At 42.2% G+C, this 16,542-nt stretch carries 13 protein-coding genes; 1 reads left to right on the top strand and 12 read right to left on the bottom strand.

Going from position 1 to position 16,542, the window contains the following annotated elements; translation table 11 throughout:
* Positions 1-3 precede the first annotated feature (3 nt).
* The 9 genes from A8805_RS14145 to A8805_RS14105 form a co-directional block, all read right to left on the bottom strand.
* A complete protein-coding gene (locus A8805_RS14145) occupies positions 4-657 on the bottom strand; it encodes a bifunctional 4-hydroxy-2-oxoglutarate aldolase/2-dehydro-3-deoxy-phosphogluconate aldolase (RefSeq protein WP_109712243.1) in 654 nt (217 codons plus the stop codon).
* Between the two features lie 5 nt (positions 658-662).
* A complete protein-coding gene (locus A8805_RS14140; RefSeq protein ID WP_109712241.1) occupies positions 663-2,459 on the bottom strand; it encodes a glycoside hydrolase family 2 protein in 1,797 nt (598 codons plus the stop codon).
* 19 nt (positions 2,460-2,478) lie between these two features.
* The gene (locus A8805_RS14135) at positions 2,479-3,558 is read right to left on the bottom strand and encodes a zinc-binding dehydrogenase (RefSeq protein ID WP_109712239.1); all 1,080 of its coding nucleotides are present in this window, start codon (positions 3,556-3,558) and stop codon (positions 2,479-2,481) included.
* Between the two features lie 24 nt (positions 3,559-3,582).
* Positions 3,583-4,575 carry an ABC transporter permease gene (locus A8805_RS14130; RefSeq protein ID WP_109712237.1) on the bottom strand — a complete coding sequence of 331 codons (993 nt, stop codon included), beginning with the start codon at positions 4,573-4,575 and terminating at the stop codon, positions 3,583-3,585.
* Positions 4,576-4,587: 12 nt separating this feature from the next.
* Positions 4,588-5,544, bottom strand: coding sequence for an ABC transporter permease (locus A8805_RS14125; protein WP_109712235.1), 957 nt, complete (start codon positions 5,542-5,544; stop codon positions 4,588-4,590).
* Positions 5,537-7,078 (bottom strand): sugar ABC transporter ATP-binding protein, encoded by a 1,542-nt coding sequence (locus A8805_RS14120; RefSeq protein WP_109712233.1) that lies wholly within the window; start codon positions 7,076-7,078, stop codon positions 5,537-5,539. The genes A8805_RS14125 and A8805_RS14120 overlap by 8 nt, the downstream gene beginning before the upstream one ends.
* A 109-nt stretch (positions 7,079-7,187) precedes the next feature.
* Complete coding sequence (locus A8805_RS14115) at positions 7,188-8,225, bottom strand: ABC transporter substrate-binding protein (RefSeq protein ID WP_109712231.1); 1,038 nt, start codon at positions 8,223-8,225, stop codon at positions 7,188-7,190.
* Between the two features lie 141 nt (positions 8,226-8,366).
* Positions 8,367-9,986: a response regulator gene (locus A8805_RS14110; RefSeq protein WP_181392850.1), complete on the bottom strand. Its 1,620-nt coding sequence runs from the start codon at positions 9,984-9,986 to the stop codon at positions 8,367-8,369.
* Positions 9,964-11,763, bottom strand: coding sequence for a cache domain-containing sensor histidine kinase (locus tag A8805_RS14105; protein WP_109712227.1), 1,800 nt, complete (start codon positions 11,761-11,763; stop codon positions 9,964-9,966). The genes A8805_RS14110 and A8805_RS14105 overlap by 23 nt, the downstream gene beginning before the upstream one ends.
* 382 nt (positions 11,764-12,145) lie before the next feature.
* On the opposite strand from A8805_RS14105, the gene A8805_RS14100 reads away from it, so the two are divergent.
* Positions 12,146-13,021, top strand: coding sequence for a sugar phosphate isomerase/epimerase family protein (locus A8805_RS14100; RefSeq protein WP_181392849.1), 876 nt, complete (start codon positions 12,146-12,148; stop codon positions 13,019-13,021).
* 119 nt (positions 13,022-13,140) lie between these two features.
* On the opposite strand, the gene A8805_RS14095 is transcribed toward A8805_RS14100, so the two are convergent.
* From A8805_RS14095 to A8805_RS14085, 3 genes are read right to left on the bottom strand one after another with little or no spacing between them, the layout of a single operon-like run.
* Entirely contained in the window at positions 13,141-14,238 is a 1,098-nt protein-coding gene (locus A8805_RS14095) for a M24 family metallopeptidase (protein ID WP_109712223.1), read from the bottom strand.
* A 21-nt stretch (positions 14,239-14,259) separates the two neighbouring features.
* The gene (locus tag A8805_RS14090) at positions 14,260-15,798 is read right to left on the bottom strand and encodes an FGGY-family carbohydrate kinase (protein ID WP_109712221.1); all 1,539 of its coding nucleotides are present in this window, start codon (positions 15,796-15,798) and stop codon (positions 14,260-14,262) included.
* A 38-nt stretch (positions 15,799-15,836) separates the two neighbouring features.
* Positions 15,837-16,514: a class II aldolase/adducin family protein gene (locus tag A8805_RS14085; protein WP_181392848.1), complete on the bottom strand. Its 678-nt coding sequence runs from the start codon at positions 16,512-16,514 to the stop codon at positions 15,837-15,839.
* Between the last annotated feature and the right edge of the window lie 28 nt (positions 16,515-16,542).

Here is a 16,542-nt window from a genome sequence, read left to right as displayed (position 1 = left end):
CACTTATGCATTTGCATTTTCTACATACCGGCGTGCAAGTTCCGTAATTTTTTCAAATTCACCAGCCTCTACAAGTGCTTTCTTTGTAAGCAGCCCTCCAACTCCGGCGCCTGCTGCCCCGGCCTTTATAAACATCTGAATATTCTCAGGGGAAACACCTCCTACCGCCATAAAGTCAATATGCTTTAACGGTGCTTTCAGTGCCTTAAGATAAGATGCTCCCAGATTGGCTATCGGAAATAGTTTAATCATGTCCGCACCTGCCTGGTGTGCACTTACCGCCTCCGTTGGTGTCATTGCTCCCGGAAGCGACACAAGACCGGCTTTACGCGTATAACGGATGACTTCGATATTGGTATCCGGTGAAATAATATAGAAAGCACCTGCTTCCTTCGCCAAATCCACCTGCTCCACTGTCATCACTGTTCCGGCTCCCGGTATAACCTCCCCGGCAAAATGGTCACGAATTGCCCTGATTGCTTCTGTTGTCTCTGCGTATGCATCAGGCCGGGACTGGTCAAATGTGACCTCAATCATATTAATTCCCCCGGCATACAGTGCCTGGGCAAGCTTTACACACTGTTTTGGTTCAAAGTCCCGGACAATGGCAATTACCTTCTTATTCCTTATATTTGCAATAATCTTTTCTCTCGTCATACTATTCACTTCCTTCTTTCTCTACTATCCGTGACTGTACAACGTTCGAATTCTTCGTAGATTTCCCTGTTTAACTGTTTGACAGTTTCTTCCTCGATTTTCACGATATGACGGTCATATGTCAGAAGCCCATTCACCTCTTCTTCCACATCACTGACCTGGGTATACACAGTTCCGCTTAGTCCATTTCGAATCCCCCTGATGATATCCGTCTGTATCAATCTTTTGAATCCTGCCGTTAACTCTTCTTTTGTCTTATAAATCCGATACCCATAGACCTTGCTGCAGAAGCTGTGTCCCTCAATCCTCTGTGAATATCCGCCGTACTCCGTAAGTGCTACAACACGGTCTTTCTTAGGTCTTACTTTCAGTTTTCTCCAATAATTATGAATGCTGTACATATCTCCGCCTCCCTGGTCAAACCAGCCGCTGGCCTCGTCAATCAGCCTTGAAGTATCCATCTCTTTGACCTTAGCTGTAACTTTTACTGCATCAAACTGTCCCCATCCCTCATTGAAAGGTACCCATACAGCAATACTTGGAACATTGTACAGATGCATAATCGTCTCTCTGAGTTCTTTGTAGTACTGAACTCTTCCTGACTTCTCCCTACGCGCAAATGCACCGTATTTATTATCTTTTATAAAACGTCCGAAAGGCATCCATAGGTTCGGCATAATACAGATAAATTTCATATGATATCCGCTTCCGCCATTTACCATATCCTGCCACACCAGCATCCCGATTTTATCACAGTGATAGTACCACCTGGCCGGTTCCACCTTAATATGTTTCCGGATCATATTAAATCCCAGCTCTTTCATTTTCACAATATCATAGCGAAGGGCCTCATCCGTCGGTGCCGTATACAGTCCCTCCGGCCAGTAGCCCTGGTCCAGAAGTCCATTGTGGAAATAAGGCTTATTATTCAGCATAAAACGCAAAATTCCATTGTCATCCTTTCCCACAGAGAACTTACGCATGGCAAAATAGGTGCGGACGCTGTCTTCCCCCATTGCGACTTCTGCATGGTATAAATGGGGATTCTCCGGAGACCAGCTCTTAAAGTCCGGTATCCGTATTTCGTGTTTCTCTTCTGCCGGAAAGCAGGCTGAGGCAATTTCCTCCTCCCCGTCAAAGATTCTCACCCGTACATCATGTTTCAGACGCCCGCTGCTGAATACTTTAAAGGCGATTGTACCTTTATCATAATCCGGGTCCAGCTTCAGCCGCTCCACATAACAGTCCGGTACACTTTCCATCCAGACTGTCTGCCAGATTCCGCTCTGAGCGGTATACCACATCCCTTCCCGTTTCAGCTTCTGCTTTCCTTTTGAGAAGTAAGACGAATCCGAATAATCCTTTACGGTAAGTGTCAGTGTGTTCACACCTGCTATAAGATAGTCTGTTACATCAGCTGAAAATGGCAGATAGCCGCCTTCGTGCTTTCCCGCTGTTTTACCATTTACAAACACTTCACAAATCTGATCTACCGCGCCAAAATGAAGCAGTACCCGATTCAACTGAAACCCTTCCGGGAGTTCAATTTCTCTTCTATAATGAAGAAATTCATCTGGCTTTGTCTGCCTGTGTACTCCCGACAGAAATGCTTCCGGTGAGAAAGGTACCAGAATCTTCCCATCGTACTGCTTTGGAGTTTTTTCCACATTATTAATTGCATAATCCCAGTAACCATTCAGATTCAAATAGCTATTCCTTACCATCTGTGGACGCGGATACTCCTGCAACGGTCTGCCTGTATCAAGCGTTTTTCCCCACGTTGTAAACAACTGATGATTCATTCATTTTCCTCCTGTCCTATTACAAATTGGAAAGACTGCTTTCATCCTTTGTGATAATAATCTTAATTGCCTCTTTGCTGCGCACGCGATCAAAGCCTTTCTGCCAATCTTCCAATTTGATATGATGGGAAATCATACCTTTTAGATCTACTTTCCCCAGTTCCAGCAGACGCAGAATATTTTTCCAGGAATTGTAATCATATCCAAAGTGTCCGATAAGAGAGACCCCTCTGTCCGTAAATGGATCCAGTGTCTGGCCATAAGAACGTTTGTCATATCCAATCCGCACAATCCTGCCGCCGGTACGCACAATATGAACTGCTTGTTCCATCACTGCATTAGCACCTGCCGCATCAATGCATACAGCTGCCATATCACCTTTTGTAATTCGTTTTACTTCTTCAAAAACATCCTGTTTATCCGATTTTATAATATGATTTGCACCATATTTCCGGGCAATCTTAATCCGCTCCCCATCCTTCTCACGTCCAACAGCAATAATATTGGCGCATCCTGCTAACTTTGCAATCTGAATTGCAAAAAGACCAAGAGGACCTACTCCGTACACGATGATATCTTCACCAGGAAGAATTCTCCCCTCCTGAATGACAGCCTTATACGCATTGCAGATGGGATCCAGAATCGCTGCCTCGTCAAAGCTTATATTTTCAGGAATTGTAAAAAGTGTATTCGGATTTCTGGAAAGCAGTTCCCCGGATATTTTCACATAATCCGTGAACCCGCCGTCCATTCCGTACCCCATGCCAAGACGATCCGGGCAGCTTAAGAACTGACCGTTGGTGCAGGCATAGCATTTTCCGCAAACGTAACCTGTATTGTCAGAAACAACTCTGTCTCCCACTTTCCAGTCTTTTACATTCTTTCCGACTTTAGAAATCACGCCGGAGAATTCATGCCCCAGAATAACCGGGCAGTTTAAATGATCAGGGTGGTCTCCGTTATCGTAAGCGATATCCGACCCACAGATTCCGGCAGCTTTTATTTCAATAAGAAGATCATCCTCTCCAATCTTTGGAACCGGAACTTCTCTAAGTTCCGTTTCCCCTGGTCCTGTTCCATATTTCACTAGTGCTAACATCCGTCACTCCTCCTGCCCCTCTGCTTATGCAGCTTCTTTCTCTGCTTCATGAACATGCTTTTTGCCTTTTCCAATTTTAATCACCTCTGACTGGACACCAATTGAAATCAGTACAAGAAGCCCCATGATAATATTCTGCCACCATGAGTTCAAGTTTCCTGCATAGTTGAAAATTGTATTAATTGTTGCAATAACCAGGATTCCAAAAAATGTTCCGCTGAATTTCCCTTCTCCTCCTGAAAGCTTAATGCCGCCCAAAGCGCACATGGCAATGGCTGTTGTCTCCCATGTGTCTCCGGCCGTAGGCTGTGCGGTATACAGGCGGTCTGCCAGCAGCATGCCTGCCAGGGCTGCAAAAAATCCACACATTACATAGCAAAGTATCTTAATCTTATCTACTTTCAGCCCCATCATTTTCGCCGCTTCTTCATTTCCTCCGACAGCATAAATACCCATACCAAACTTTGTATTGTGGGCCAAATGCATACAGATTAATGTTGCAATAATCAGAAAGTACACTAAAATATTAATCCCAAAGACTTTCGTGTTCCCCAACGCAATCAGTACATCATTGCTGACAGATACCGGCTTTTTGTTGGTTATTAAAAGTACAATCCCCCGAACGCCAAGCATAGTTGCCAATGTTGCAACCCATGAGGAAATCCTCATTTTTGCTACCATAAGTCCGTTCAGAAGACCGCAGAAGATACCTGCCAGAAGACCTAATATAATGCCGAGAACCGGATTGTCTGCACCATACATTGCCATGATGACTCCTCCAAGGGCTAAAACAGCACCTACAGATAAGTCAATCTGTGCAATCAGTATTACAAACGTCATGCCTAATGCGAGAAATCCACCATCACTGGCTGCTTTACGAAACAAATTTGCCACCGAATCAAATGAAGCAAAACTTCTGTTAGAAAATACGATACTAGAGAAAATAAACAGAATCAAAAATGCTGCAATAGAGCTTTTTGAACTGAACCAACTGTAAATATTTTTTACTTTATTCATTTCGCAACCTCCTTATGCAGCCTTATCACGCTGAATGTATACAGCAAAGATAATAATAATCGCCTTTAATACCTGTGCATATTCATACGTAATATTATTCATATTAACAGTGATTGTAATCAGAAGCATAATAAGAGCTCCGATTACCGTCCCGAATATCTTGGCGCGTCCGCCTGACATGCTTGTTCCTCCTACTGCAACGGCTGCAATGGCATCCAGTTCAGCAAGAAGTCCAAGTGAGTTACCGTCGGCAGCGCCAATTTTCGATGTGGCGAAAATACCTGCAATTGCCGCCAGCACAGCGCTTGAAATATAAACAACTATCAAAGTTTTTGCAGAATTAATTCCTGCCAGCTGGGCGGAACGCGGATTATCACCTACAGCCTGAATGTGCCGGCCAAGAATGGTTTTCTCAAGCACAAACCATACAATTACAACCGCCAGTACAATTGGAATAACCTGGACTGGGATTCCGCCGACTTTTGCACTTCCAAGCATCTTAAAGGCATCAGCATTGTTACCTGAAATATAGATAATCTTCGCATCATTCAGTACCTGAGCCACACCACGGACACCAATCATAAGCGCCAGAGTCACAACCATTGCCTGCACACGTAATTTACCAACCATGAAGCCTGCAATTACACCTGAAATAGAACATACAAGAATTGCCGTTATACAGGCTGCAGCCACGCCATACGGAAGCATCTTTACTGTTACAATTCCAGCAAGCGCCATAACTGCGCCGACAGAAATATCAATCCCTCCCGTAGATATGACCATGGTCATACCCATACCTGTAAGGATAATTGTACATGACTGGATAATAATGTTACGGACTGTACCCATACTAAAGAAATTCGGTGTAATGACTGCATTTAAAACAAGAAAAGCAAGCAGAAGAATTGCCGCACTGTATTTTTTTAAAGCAGCGACTGTATCCACTTTCGTTCTTATCGTATTACTCATTTGCCACACCCCCAATACTCTCTAATTCCCCACCTCCGCTTGCGATAATTTCCATCACCTTATCCTGGCGGATGTCATCTCCCAAAAGTTCTCCGAGTTTGCGGCCCTCACGCATTACAACAACACGGTCACAATTTCGTTCCAGCTCTGCGATTTCAGAAGAGATCATCAGGATACTGATTCCCTGTGAAGCAAGCTCCTGGATAAGTTCTTCTATCTCAGCCTTCGCCCCTACATCTATACCTCGTGTCGGCTCATCCATAATTACAAGTTTGGGATTCATGCAAAGCCATCTTGCAAGCAGAACTTTCTGCTGGTTTCCACCGCTTAAGTTCCTGATCGGCTGATTTTGTGAAGGCGTTTTAATTGCCAGGCGTTTGATATATTCATCTACAACCTGTTTCTGCTTCACAGCAGATACTACTCCCGATTTACTAATCTGCGGAAGAAGTGCTATGGTCATATTTTCACGTACAGAAAGATGAGGGATGATACCTTCAACCTTTCTGTCTTCTGTACAAAATCCCATGCCAAGCTTAATCGCATCTTTTGGATTTTTAAATTTCTGTTCTTTCCCCATCCAGAAGATTTCTCCTTTATCCGGCTGAGTTGCTCCAAACAACACTTTTCCAAGTTCCGTACGCCCGGAACCAAGTAATCCGGCAAGCCCTAAGATTTCTCCCTTTTTTATTGTAATTCCAAGTCCGTTCAAACGTGTACCCTGTTCAATATTCCTCATTTCAACAAAGGTTTCTGTATTCTCAAGGGCATACCCTGTCTTTGTACGTTCAAGCTGTTTTGCCTCTTTTCCAATCATGTGATTAATCAGCTTGAGCTGGTCGATTTCGTCGATGCTTACCTCTCCGGACAGTGCACCGTCTTTTAAAATCGTAACGTGCTCGCAGATTTCAAAGATTTCATCGAGACGATGACTTATAAATATAACAGCAATATTTCTTGCTTTTAATTTTCGAATTATGTCAAACAATACCCTGACTTCTTTTGTATCAAGAGAGGAAGTCGGCTCATCCATAATAACTAATTTTGCATTTACTGAAATTGCCCGGCCAATCGCAACCATCTGCTGGATAGCCGTACCATATGTAGAAAGTGGGACCGTAACATTGATGTGGATTCCCAAGTCCGCCAGCACCTGTCTGCAGCCGTCAGCCATTGCTTTACGGTCAACCAGCCCTGCTTTCGTCCTTGGCTCCCTCCCAAGATACATATTTTCATATACCGTTTGGAATGGTACAAGGTTCAGCTCCTGATAAATCGTGCTGATACCTGCATTCTGCGCTTCCAATGCCGTTCTGGGATTAATCTCTTTCCCGTCAAATATAATTGTTCCTTCGTCTTTCTGATAAATGCCTGTGAGGGCCTTAATCAACGTTGATTTTCCGGCACCGTTCTCTCCCATTAATGCATGAACTTCCCCCTCTGCAACAGAGAAGTCCACACCCTTTAGGGCACGTACTCCGGGGAAATTTTTTACAATCCCCCGCATCTCTAATAACATTTTTTCTCTGGCCATATGCTCTCTCCAATCATAGAAACGACCATTCCATTTTAAATATAGACAGAATGGTCGTTGTACTATTTAGTATCTGCCCTTTGTAACAGCATACCTTTTTTAGCTTTTACTAGAATCCAGCGTCTACACTAGCATTGTCAATTGTATACAATGTATCTTCGTTTGTGTAAGATGCATCGATTTTTTCGCCGCCTGCAAGTCTTGCACAGAGTTCAAATGCCGGCTCACCGAACAATGGTGAACAAGAGCAAGATGCCAGCTGTTCTCCTGCAAGTATAGATTCCATAGCAGCTTTTGGTCCGTCAATACCAACTACATAAATGTCTTTACCGGGTACATAACCGGCAGCTTTGATTGCAGCAATTGCTCCCTGGGCCATATCATCATTATGACAGTATACAGCGTCGATATCATCCCCCTGGGCCTGAAGAATATTAGCCATAACATCCTGAGCTTCATCCATTACATAGTTGGCAACCTGATCCGCAACTACATTCATGTCAGTACCTTCAATTGCATCCATGAAACCTTTCTGACGGTCATTTGTGGATGTAGCACCCTGTGTTCCCTGAAGGATTACGATATTACCCTTTTCCCCGGTAGTTTCCATAATAATCTTTGCACATTGTTCAGCTTCCCAAATAAAGTCAGACATAATCTGGCTTGTATATAACTGGCCCGCTTCTCCGTTTACAGAACGGTCAACAAGAATTACCGGGATATCTTTGTCCATAGCTGCCTGAAGAGCTGCCTGAAGTCCGTCTTCTTCCTGTGGAGCAACAATTAAGTAATCAACACCCTGTGCAACCATATCTTCAATGTCTGATGCCTGTTTTGCGATGTCTGCGGAAGCATCTGTATAAATGAGATTTACACCATATTTGTCAGCTGCTGCCTGCATGGACTCTGTCTCTGCGATTCTCCAGCTGTTTCCGTTATCACACTGAGAAAATCCAATCGTCTTGCCTTTCAGTGTGCTCATGTCAACTTCTCCTGAACTCCCAGGCTCCGCCGCATCTTTGTCTTCGTCTGCCGCTGTCTCTGTCTTGGCATCCTTTTCCGGTGTATCGTCTTTCTTTGTTCCACATGCCGTAACTGCAAGTCCCATTGTAAGTACGAGTATCAGGCTCAAAACTTTTTTCTTCATAATATTTATCCTCCTTGGATTTATTTATTATGGTAAGTATAATGAATTGTCATCCAAAGATGAATTCAATATTTTATAATTTTCTTTCAATTTTTATGAAATGTTATTATTTTATTTTCATGCTCTTTATATGTTTCTCCCTTAACAATGATGATTCTTCCGGAAGGTTGACGGGCTCATTCCACAGACTCCCTTAAAAACAGTACTAAAGTAAGCCGGAGTTGAATATCCACAGGCATGTGCTACTTCATAATTCTTCATATTCGTGTGAAGCAGGTAGTTCTTTGCTTTTTCAATTCTTACCTCTGTCAGATATTCGATAAATGTCTTCCCCGTTTCTTTCTTAAGAATGAGGCTTAAGTAAGACACACTGATATATGCATAATCTGCCACATCCTTCATTGCCAGATCCTCTTCCATGTAATGTGTATCTATATATTCCGAAATCCGCTTCAATACACCCTGCATTTTTGCACCGGATACACTATTGAAATAGTCATGTATCAGCATACAGACTTTTCCGGTTTCCTCAATCATCTCATGGCGCCTGCGTTTTTCAATAATACCGTGATAATATTCCATCGGATCCCCAATAATGTCTTTTGTTTTGCCGCCGACTTCCTCAGGAAGCTTAATCAGTTCAAAAAACAGATTGCTCACAATCATGACAATCTGCATATAAGATACTATATTTTCCTTGGAAAGACTTTGACGAAATTCTTCGAGGCAGCGCTCAATTCCTTGTTTCGTTCCGCTTCTTACCTCAAAAAAGAGCGACTGTGCATCATAATTCATATACTGGATGGTACTGCTTGCTTTGCCGTTCGTGTGCAAAATCTGTGCCCAATTCTCCATAAAGTTTTTTTGGCATATTTCTCGTGCATTTAAGAAGGATTTATACAGCCCGGTCAGTTCTTTTGAAACATTACCAAATGCCAGTTGTAAATGTTCCATATCATCCTGCCTGACATCAAAAAGGATTCTTATGTCTTCTACAATAGCTTTCACTTCCCGGACAGAATCATGTACAACGCAGAATAATCTTTCACAATTGTTGGAACGCAGGATATCCACATGGGTCCCGGCCCCTGCCTCTTTATATCCCTGTATGCGGCTTGTAACCATCTGCTCAAAAGCCCTGTCCATTTCAATGATTTCCAGATAATCACAATCAATGGAGACAATTGGGAAATCCTGCTGTTCCAATATACCCACTGAGTAATATTTCCCTTTGACATGCTCTTCTATCTGTAAGATCAAATCCTCTGTCTCTTCCAGTTTCTGCTTGCGCAGAAGAATCCTTGAAAACAAGTTATGCCGTATTGTTCCCACATCCTGCTGATTCATGTCTTTCAGCTTTATAATCTCTCTTTCTTTTTCCCGCTCCGCCAGCAGAGTTTCTGCTACCGCTTTCATAACTGCATTCAGGTGATCCATATTCACAGGCTTTAGTATGTATTCAGACACTCCGGCTTTTAATGCCCTTCTGGCATATTCAAACTCATCATATCCGCTAATAATGACGATCTTAATCTCCGGATATTTCGATTTAATCTTTTCCGATAATTCTATTCCGTCCATATGAGGCATTTTAATATCTGTTATCACAACGTTCGGATTTACCTTCTCTATGAGCTCCAGCGCCTCAATTCCGTCTTCCGCATCACCCGCTAATTCATACCCCAGCTTTCCCCAGTTCACACATGTCGTCAGGCCATCTCTCAACAAGTCCTCATCTTCAACTATGATAATTTTCAGCAAACTCTCCATCTCCTTTCTTGGGCAGTGTTACATATACCCGTGTTCCTACGTTATATTCACTTTCAAAATGCAAACCATACTCTTCCCCGTAATTTGTCTGAATTCTCTTCTGCACATTAATGACGCCATATGCATTTGGATCAAAATCAATCCCCTGCTCTATCATGCTTTCTATTTTCTGCAGTTTTTCCGGTGTCATACCCATTCCATTGTCTGAGACAGATATGATGAGCTTCTCTTCTGCCGCCCTTATGGTAACCCGGATTACGCCCGGCTCTCCTTTTTCCTTGATGCCGTGATAAAGAGCATTCTCTACAAGCGGCTGCAGAATCATCTTAATAACATAATAGTTTTTTAATTCTTCCGGTACATCCACCTCATAATTCAGCAGCCTGGAATAACGTATTTTTTGTATGACCACATAATTCTCCACATGCTTGAGTTCCTCTTTAAGCGTAATCTCATTGCGCCCGCGGCTCAGACCGATGCGCAGGAAGTTTGTCAATGCTGTAATCATCTCCTCCAGTTTCTCCAAACGGTTCATTCTGGCCATCCACGTAATAGAATCCAGCGTATTATAGAGAAAATGCGGATTAATCTGTGATTGAAGTGCCTTAAACTCCGCCTGGCGCAGTTTCTTCTGATTCTCTTGTTCTTGTTCAATCAATTGGTTAATCTTGTGCACCATATGGTTAAAGCTCCGGGCCAGCTCTCCCACCTCATCTTTTCCCGTATAATCCACGTGTACAGCAAAATCACCCTTTTCCACCTTCTTCATGGTGGTACGGATTTCCCGAATCGGTTTGGAAATCTGATTTGCCCCTATGACAGCAAATATAATTGATATTAATACAAATGCACCAATAACAATAAAAATAGAATTACGCAATACCTCGGCTTTTGTATACATCTCTTCATAAGAAATAAGTCCCATAATCTTCCATCCACTATCCGAAAGTTCTGCTACGGATACAAGATATTTCCCGCCGTTAATCTTAATATCCTTTGTCCATGAATCCGATACAATAGCACTTTCTGCAACAGCCTTGCTGATTGCCTCGGTCTCCTTAAGACTCTCATCCGAACTGGTATAAATAATCTCGTTATTTCCATCCAGAATATAAGTTGTCCCTTCAAATACCAGCCCGCTTTCTTCCATCTGCTTCAACTGCTCTGTTCGTATCTCTGCAACTACAACTCCCAGACTCTTAGTGGACGCACGGTCCTTAATCGGAACAACCACACTGATGGTGGATACGTCCAGGTTATTCACAATATCAGACCCCAAGTGCGGCGGCCTCCAAAGCACTTCCCCTGTTTTCATTACCTTCTTGTACCAGTCTCTTCCCCGAAAAGCATTTTCACGAAGCCCGTATCTCGTAGAGCGATATATAGCTCCATTATCTCCAATAACAAAAATACCATTAATGTCTTCCAAAAGGCGATTTCTGTCATACAGGATATAGTTATATCTGACCCTCTGCTTATACAACTCCTGCTCTGTTTCCGGAAGCGGAGCCCTCAATGTCATCTGTATCTCCGCATCTCTTGCAACCTGCTCCGCCTGTTCAAGTGCATTCGTCAAAATCCGGTCTGTGTCAATATTCACCTGACGTATTGTATTCTTTACAGATTCTGTAGCCGTTTCATGTATGTTATTGATTGATATACGGTAAAAAGCTATCATACTGCTTATCACCAATAGAAAAAGAACTGTAAAGTACGCCAGTAACTTCCCTTGAATTGAATGTTTCCACCCTAAGAATCGTTTTTTCATTTATGCACTCCTTTTCTTAAGACTGCTCACCATTACCATTTCTGTATATTGTACATCCTATCTGCTTCCAATGCGCAGGCTGCTGAAAGCACAAAACGACTGACTAGCAGGAGTTTAGATATCGCCGCACCTTTTGTTACTTCATTATAATAATATGATATTTTCATTGTCAATTATATTTGGATTTTCTTACTGGAATATATTGTAAGCTGCATAGAGTCCGATTATCTGAGCCAATGCTTGGACAATCAAGCAAATCAGCAAATAAAAATAATCGAAAAGATGTTTTTTAAAAGTACTTTATAAAATGTTGTAATTCGTTTTCTTTTCTGTTAACATAAAATAAAAATATTTCGTTTTCAATTTAGAAAGGATGGTAAAAATGACTAAAATAGGCATCCATTTTGGCTACTTTAACAGAGATTGGAACACAGACTTTATCCAGCAGATTGAGCATATCAAACGTTTAGGACTGGACATTCTCGAAGTCGCTCCGGCACCTCTTTTAGCTTTATCTAAAGAAGAAAGGGACCGTATTGCTGAGACTGCAAAAGCGAACCAAATTACACTCACATTTTCTGTTGGATTAAACGCCAGTCAGGACTTGGCTTCAGAAGATGCGTCTATCCGTGAAAATGGAATCCGTTTTACAAAGGATACGTTTCAAATTATGCATGAGATGGGTTCCAACATTTACTCCGGGGTAGATATCGGAGCATGGAACCAAACCTTTACAACCGGAGTAACAGATAAACTTCCTTATCTCAGCCGCAGCGCCGAGTCTATGAAGGAGATTATGAAATCTGCCGAAGAATTGGGAATTACAGTTGGTGTAGAAGTTGTAAACCGTTATGAATCATCTCTGGTAAACACTGCTGCTGAGGCAATGGCTTATGTAGATATGGTTGGCAGCCCTAACTGTAAGATTCTTCTCGATACTTATCACATGAACATTGAGGAAGACAGTTTCAGCGATGCAATCCGCCTTGTAGGGGACAGGCTGGCTCACTTCCATGTAGGAGAAAGCAACAGAAGACCACCATCTCCTCACGGCAGAATGCCATGGGATGAGATTACCGGTGCATTAAAAGATATTAATTACACAGGCGCAATTGTTATGGAACCTTTCATTAAAATGGGAGGCGAAGTAGGACGGGATATCAAAGTATGGAGAGATATCAGCCAGAATGCATCTAATGAGGAAATGGACCAGTTAGTAAGAGATGCTGCGGCTATGCTCCGTGAGAAAATGTCCTGATACATTACTTAATATTGATTCACTCAAATATTCCCCTATTTGTTGAATAGAAAGAACCGGCCAGGTTAAATCTGGCCGGTTCTTTCCGTTTTTAACTTTTAAAATATTCCAATGACTTCCTATTCCAACACCAGGATGTCCGGCAGACTCACAGTATTTTCAGCATCATCTCCGTATTGTCTCTCCGGCCAGTATCCCCCAAGGGATACTACCGTTACCTGATCCTCTATATTCATAACTAACTCAGCTGATTTTGCCCCGGTAACTGTAACATACCACTCATATGCCTGTCCCTCGCTCATCCTTTTCTCCGGATTGAACATTGCGGCTCCGTCGGTAAGCATATATCCAATAGGTCCTCCGTGTAAATGCTTCATCCACTCATCTGCATATCCTTTTTCCTCATATAATTTTTCTTGCAGATTAAGAATATCTGTAAATCGAACTCCCTTTTTACTTGCAGCAATAATCTTTGCCTGGATTTCACAAACATCATCATACTTTTTACGCAGTTCTCCATCAGGCTCTCCTATGGAAATCATTCTTGCAAGATTTGCATGCAGCCCCTTTTTTCTTAAAGCCGGAGAAATGAGCACAGTTTTCTCAATCACTTTATCTGTAGGTGTACAATGCCGGTAGCGTGAGATTCTTTCATCACTTCCGATTAACAATACATCGATATCTATGTCATACTTTACGCATTGTTGTATAAATATCCTTTTTATTTCATTTTCTGTCATCCCACCGCGGATTTTATCTGCTGTATATTTTAGTATACGGTCACAAAGCCTTCCAAAGACTTTATATCTTTCAACCTCCGTTTGTGTCATCGGATATTCCAGGCTGTAGATTCCTTCCAGGTCTGCAACTGCTCCTTCTATCGGAATATCTGATACAATTTTTCCCCCTTCCAGTAATTTGACAGCCTGCTCCTCTTTACTTATGGATTTCCAGTCTAACTCACACGGTTCAAAACCTGCCCCCAGAAGTTGTTCCTGCATAGCTCTGTCAATATCCGCCCGCATGGCAACTGCCCATCTTTTTGTTCTGGTAATCACAAGATAGACAAAACCTGTTTCCGCATTAAGTACGACTCCGCTCTCCTCTCCGCCGGTGAGCCAGAAAAAATTATCTCTTCTGCCAAGAATCATTCCGTCATAATTACTTTTTTCCAGATAGCCGTATATTCTGTTTAACTTCATCTCAAAATCTTTCATTACTCTTCCTCTTGACCACTCCTATTTTCTCAGCTTACTCAGAGCTTTATAGTCCTGCTTTACATGTTCATACAAGCTTTTATATATATCGAAATACTGCATATATATTTCATGATTCTCCGGGATTGGGTCCATTGGCTCCACATACTCTGTTTTTTCTTTCGCAATGCTGTAATCCTTAAAATATCCGGTTGCTACTCCTGCAAGCAATGCGTCTCCATATGGTGCCCCAACCCTGTTTTTTACAAAAACGGTTGGTACGTTCAGGACATCTGTAATAATTCTTCTCCACAGTCTGCTCTTTGCTCCGCCTTCATTCATAACCAGAGGATAATTAATATGAATTCCGCTGTCTTTTAAAATCCGGAAAGAATCATACAGTGCATATGCAACCCCTTCCAGCATTGCCCGGACCAGATGTGCTTTTGTGTGGTACAGGGACAATCCGAATATAACTCCTCTGGCATCATTATCCCATATTGGTGTTCTTTCTCCCATGAGATATGGAAGAACTACCAGCCCTTCGCTTCCCACAGAAATCTTTTCAGCTTCCATATTCAAATAATCATATGCATCAAAATCCGGAAGCAGCTTCTCCATAGCTGTTTCTAAATCACCAAAATTTTCTTTCAGATACCGCAGTGATTGTCCCCCTGTTTGAGTTGTTGTCACAGTAATATAAGTTTTGGTACAATCTGATGTATATCTAATATTAAACATATTTTCAAAGAATTCTTCCTGCTCATGTACAATTCCGATATTTCCGCAAGTTCCAATATTCATCTGAACATCGCCTGCTGCTATGGCCCCGCCCCCAATCCAGCCTGCATTACAGTCCACCTGGCCTCCTGCTACCTCTATTCCCTGTGCAAGTCCGGTTTCACATGCTGCCTGCTCACTTACTTCACCCACAATATCCTCACAACGATAGAAATCTGGCATCAGGTCCATAGAAATACCAAGCTCTTCCATAAGCTTTTCATCAAACTTGTTTTCTCTCAGGTTATATGCCACACCATAGAATGTGCCTGCTGAATGGTGAGCTGTGTGTTTTCCCGTTAGTTTTAATCTGATATATCCGTCTATAGTCAATGCTTTATAAATTTTTTTATAAGCCTCCGGCCGGTTTTCTTTTTCCCATAACAGATTCACAAGAATCGGATGATCTTCAATTCTGTTTCCTGTTAATTCAAAGATTTTTTGAACACCTACATGTTCAACCAGCCATTTTTCCTGTTTGTCTGCTCTTCGATCCATCAAATTATATGCATTGTGTACCGGGTTTCCCTCTCTGTCAACAAGTACTAACGAGGGAAGGGCTGATGATGTCCCTATTCCTCTGATTTCTTTTGGGTCCACCCCTGCCTTTTGAATACACTCTTTTACCATGTCACAGGTAAGGGGCCAGTAATCTGTTGCTTTATGTTCCGAATAATTATCCTGATTTGTCAGAATTGCATACTGACGGTAAGCATAGGCAAGGACATCTGCATGTTCGTCTATAATACAAACTTTACAACCGCCTGTTCCATAATCCAATCCCATAAAATAGTTTCCCATACGTCCTCCATTTAACAATCATTGTTTTCATCCCGTTTTTAATCTTTTATATCCGGACTGATAACAGAATCCGGGTGTTCGCCCTGTATTAATCTATTCACATTCTTCACCTGCTCCTCATTTAAGTATCTTGTATGACCAAGAATTTTAGAAACAATATTTGCTTTTGAGAACATCTCCAAGATTTCCATTTTATAAAACGCATCGAATACATCTATGGTACTTATTGTCAGAGCACCGTGATTTGCCAGTAAGATTGTTTCGCTTTTCGGACTTTCCTTTAAGACTCTTGTAACCTCTCTTGGTACTTCGATTGTAGTCGGTGTTGTATATCTTGTAACTGCAATCCCTTTTAATGCAAACATTACCTCCGGCAGGGCTACTTTATCAAAGGAAACCTCCGACATTGCATATCCAGTTGTCACCGGAGGATGTGCGTGAACTACTGCTTTAATCTCCGGCCTTTGTCTGTATACCGCCAAATGCATTCTAATATCCCTTGCCGGTTTTTGACCGTAAAGTACAGTTCCTTCCATATCTACCTTAGTAATATTCTGTACCTGCATTTTACCCTTACATATCCCCGAAGCTGTGATTAATACTTCATTTTTACCAATACGGATACTGATATTTCCATCTGCCCCTACAAGCAGCCCTTTCTCATACAGCTCTTTGCCTGCCTGTACCATATCCCTTTTATATTGTTCCTGTGTCATCAACATCCTCCACCTCTTTTTTATGCTC

Source organism: Faecalicatena contorta (assembly GCF_003149105.1).
Classification (GTDB): domain Bacteria; phylum Bacillota; class Clostridia; order Lachnospirales; family Lachnospiraceae; genus Muricomes; species Muricomes contortus_C.
Note: the sequence above shows the minus strand (reverse complement) of the source record. Positions and strands in the feature narration are given on the sequence as shown.

Coding starts and splice junctions, on each gene's coding strand:
- A8805_RS14145 (WP_109712243.1), bottom strand. CDS start 657: ATGACGAGAGAAAAGATTATTGCAAATATAAGGAATAAGAAGGTAATT.
- A8805_RS14140 (WP_109712241.1), bottom strand. CDS start 2,459: ATGAATCATCAGTTGTTTACAACGTGGGGAAAAACGCTTGATACAGGC.
- A8805_RS14135 (WP_109712239.1), bottom strand. CDS start 3,558: ATGTTAGCACTAGTGAAATATGGAACAGGACCAGGGGAAACGGAACTT.
- A8805_RS14130 (WP_109712237.1), bottom strand. CDS start 4,575: ATGAATAAAGTAAAAAATATTTACAGTTGGTTCAGTTCAAAAAGCTCT.
- A8805_RS14125 (WP_109712235.1), bottom strand. CDS start 5,544: ATGAGTAATACGATAAGAACGAAAGTGGATACAGTCGCTGCTTTAAAA.
- A8805_RS14120 (WP_109712233.1), bottom strand. CDS start 7,078: ATGGCCAGAGAAAAAATGTTATTAGAGATGCGGGGGATTGTAAAAAAT.
- A8805_RS14115 (WP_109712231.1), bottom strand. CDS start 8,225: ATGAAGAAAAAAGTTTTGAGCCTGATACTCGTACTTACAATGGGACTT.
- A8805_RS14105 (WP_109712227.1), bottom strand. CDS start 11,763: ATGAAAAAACGATTCTTAGGGTGGAAACATTCAATTCAAGGGAAGTTA.
- A8805_RS14100 (WP_181392849.1), top strand. CDS start 12,146: ATGACTAAAATAGGCATCCATTTTGGCTACTTTAACAGAGATTGGAAC.
- A8805_RS14095 (WP_109712223.1), bottom strand. CDS start 14,238: ATGAAAGATTTTGAGATGAAGTTAAACAGAATATACGGCTATCTGGAA.
- A8805_RS14090 (WP_109712221.1), bottom strand. CDS start 15,798: ATGGGAAACTATTTTATGGGATTGGATTATGGAACAGGCGGTTGTAAA.
- A8805_RS14085 (WP_181392848.1), bottom strand. CDS start 16,514: ATGACACAGGAACAATATAAAAGGGATATGGTACAGGCAGGCAAAGAG.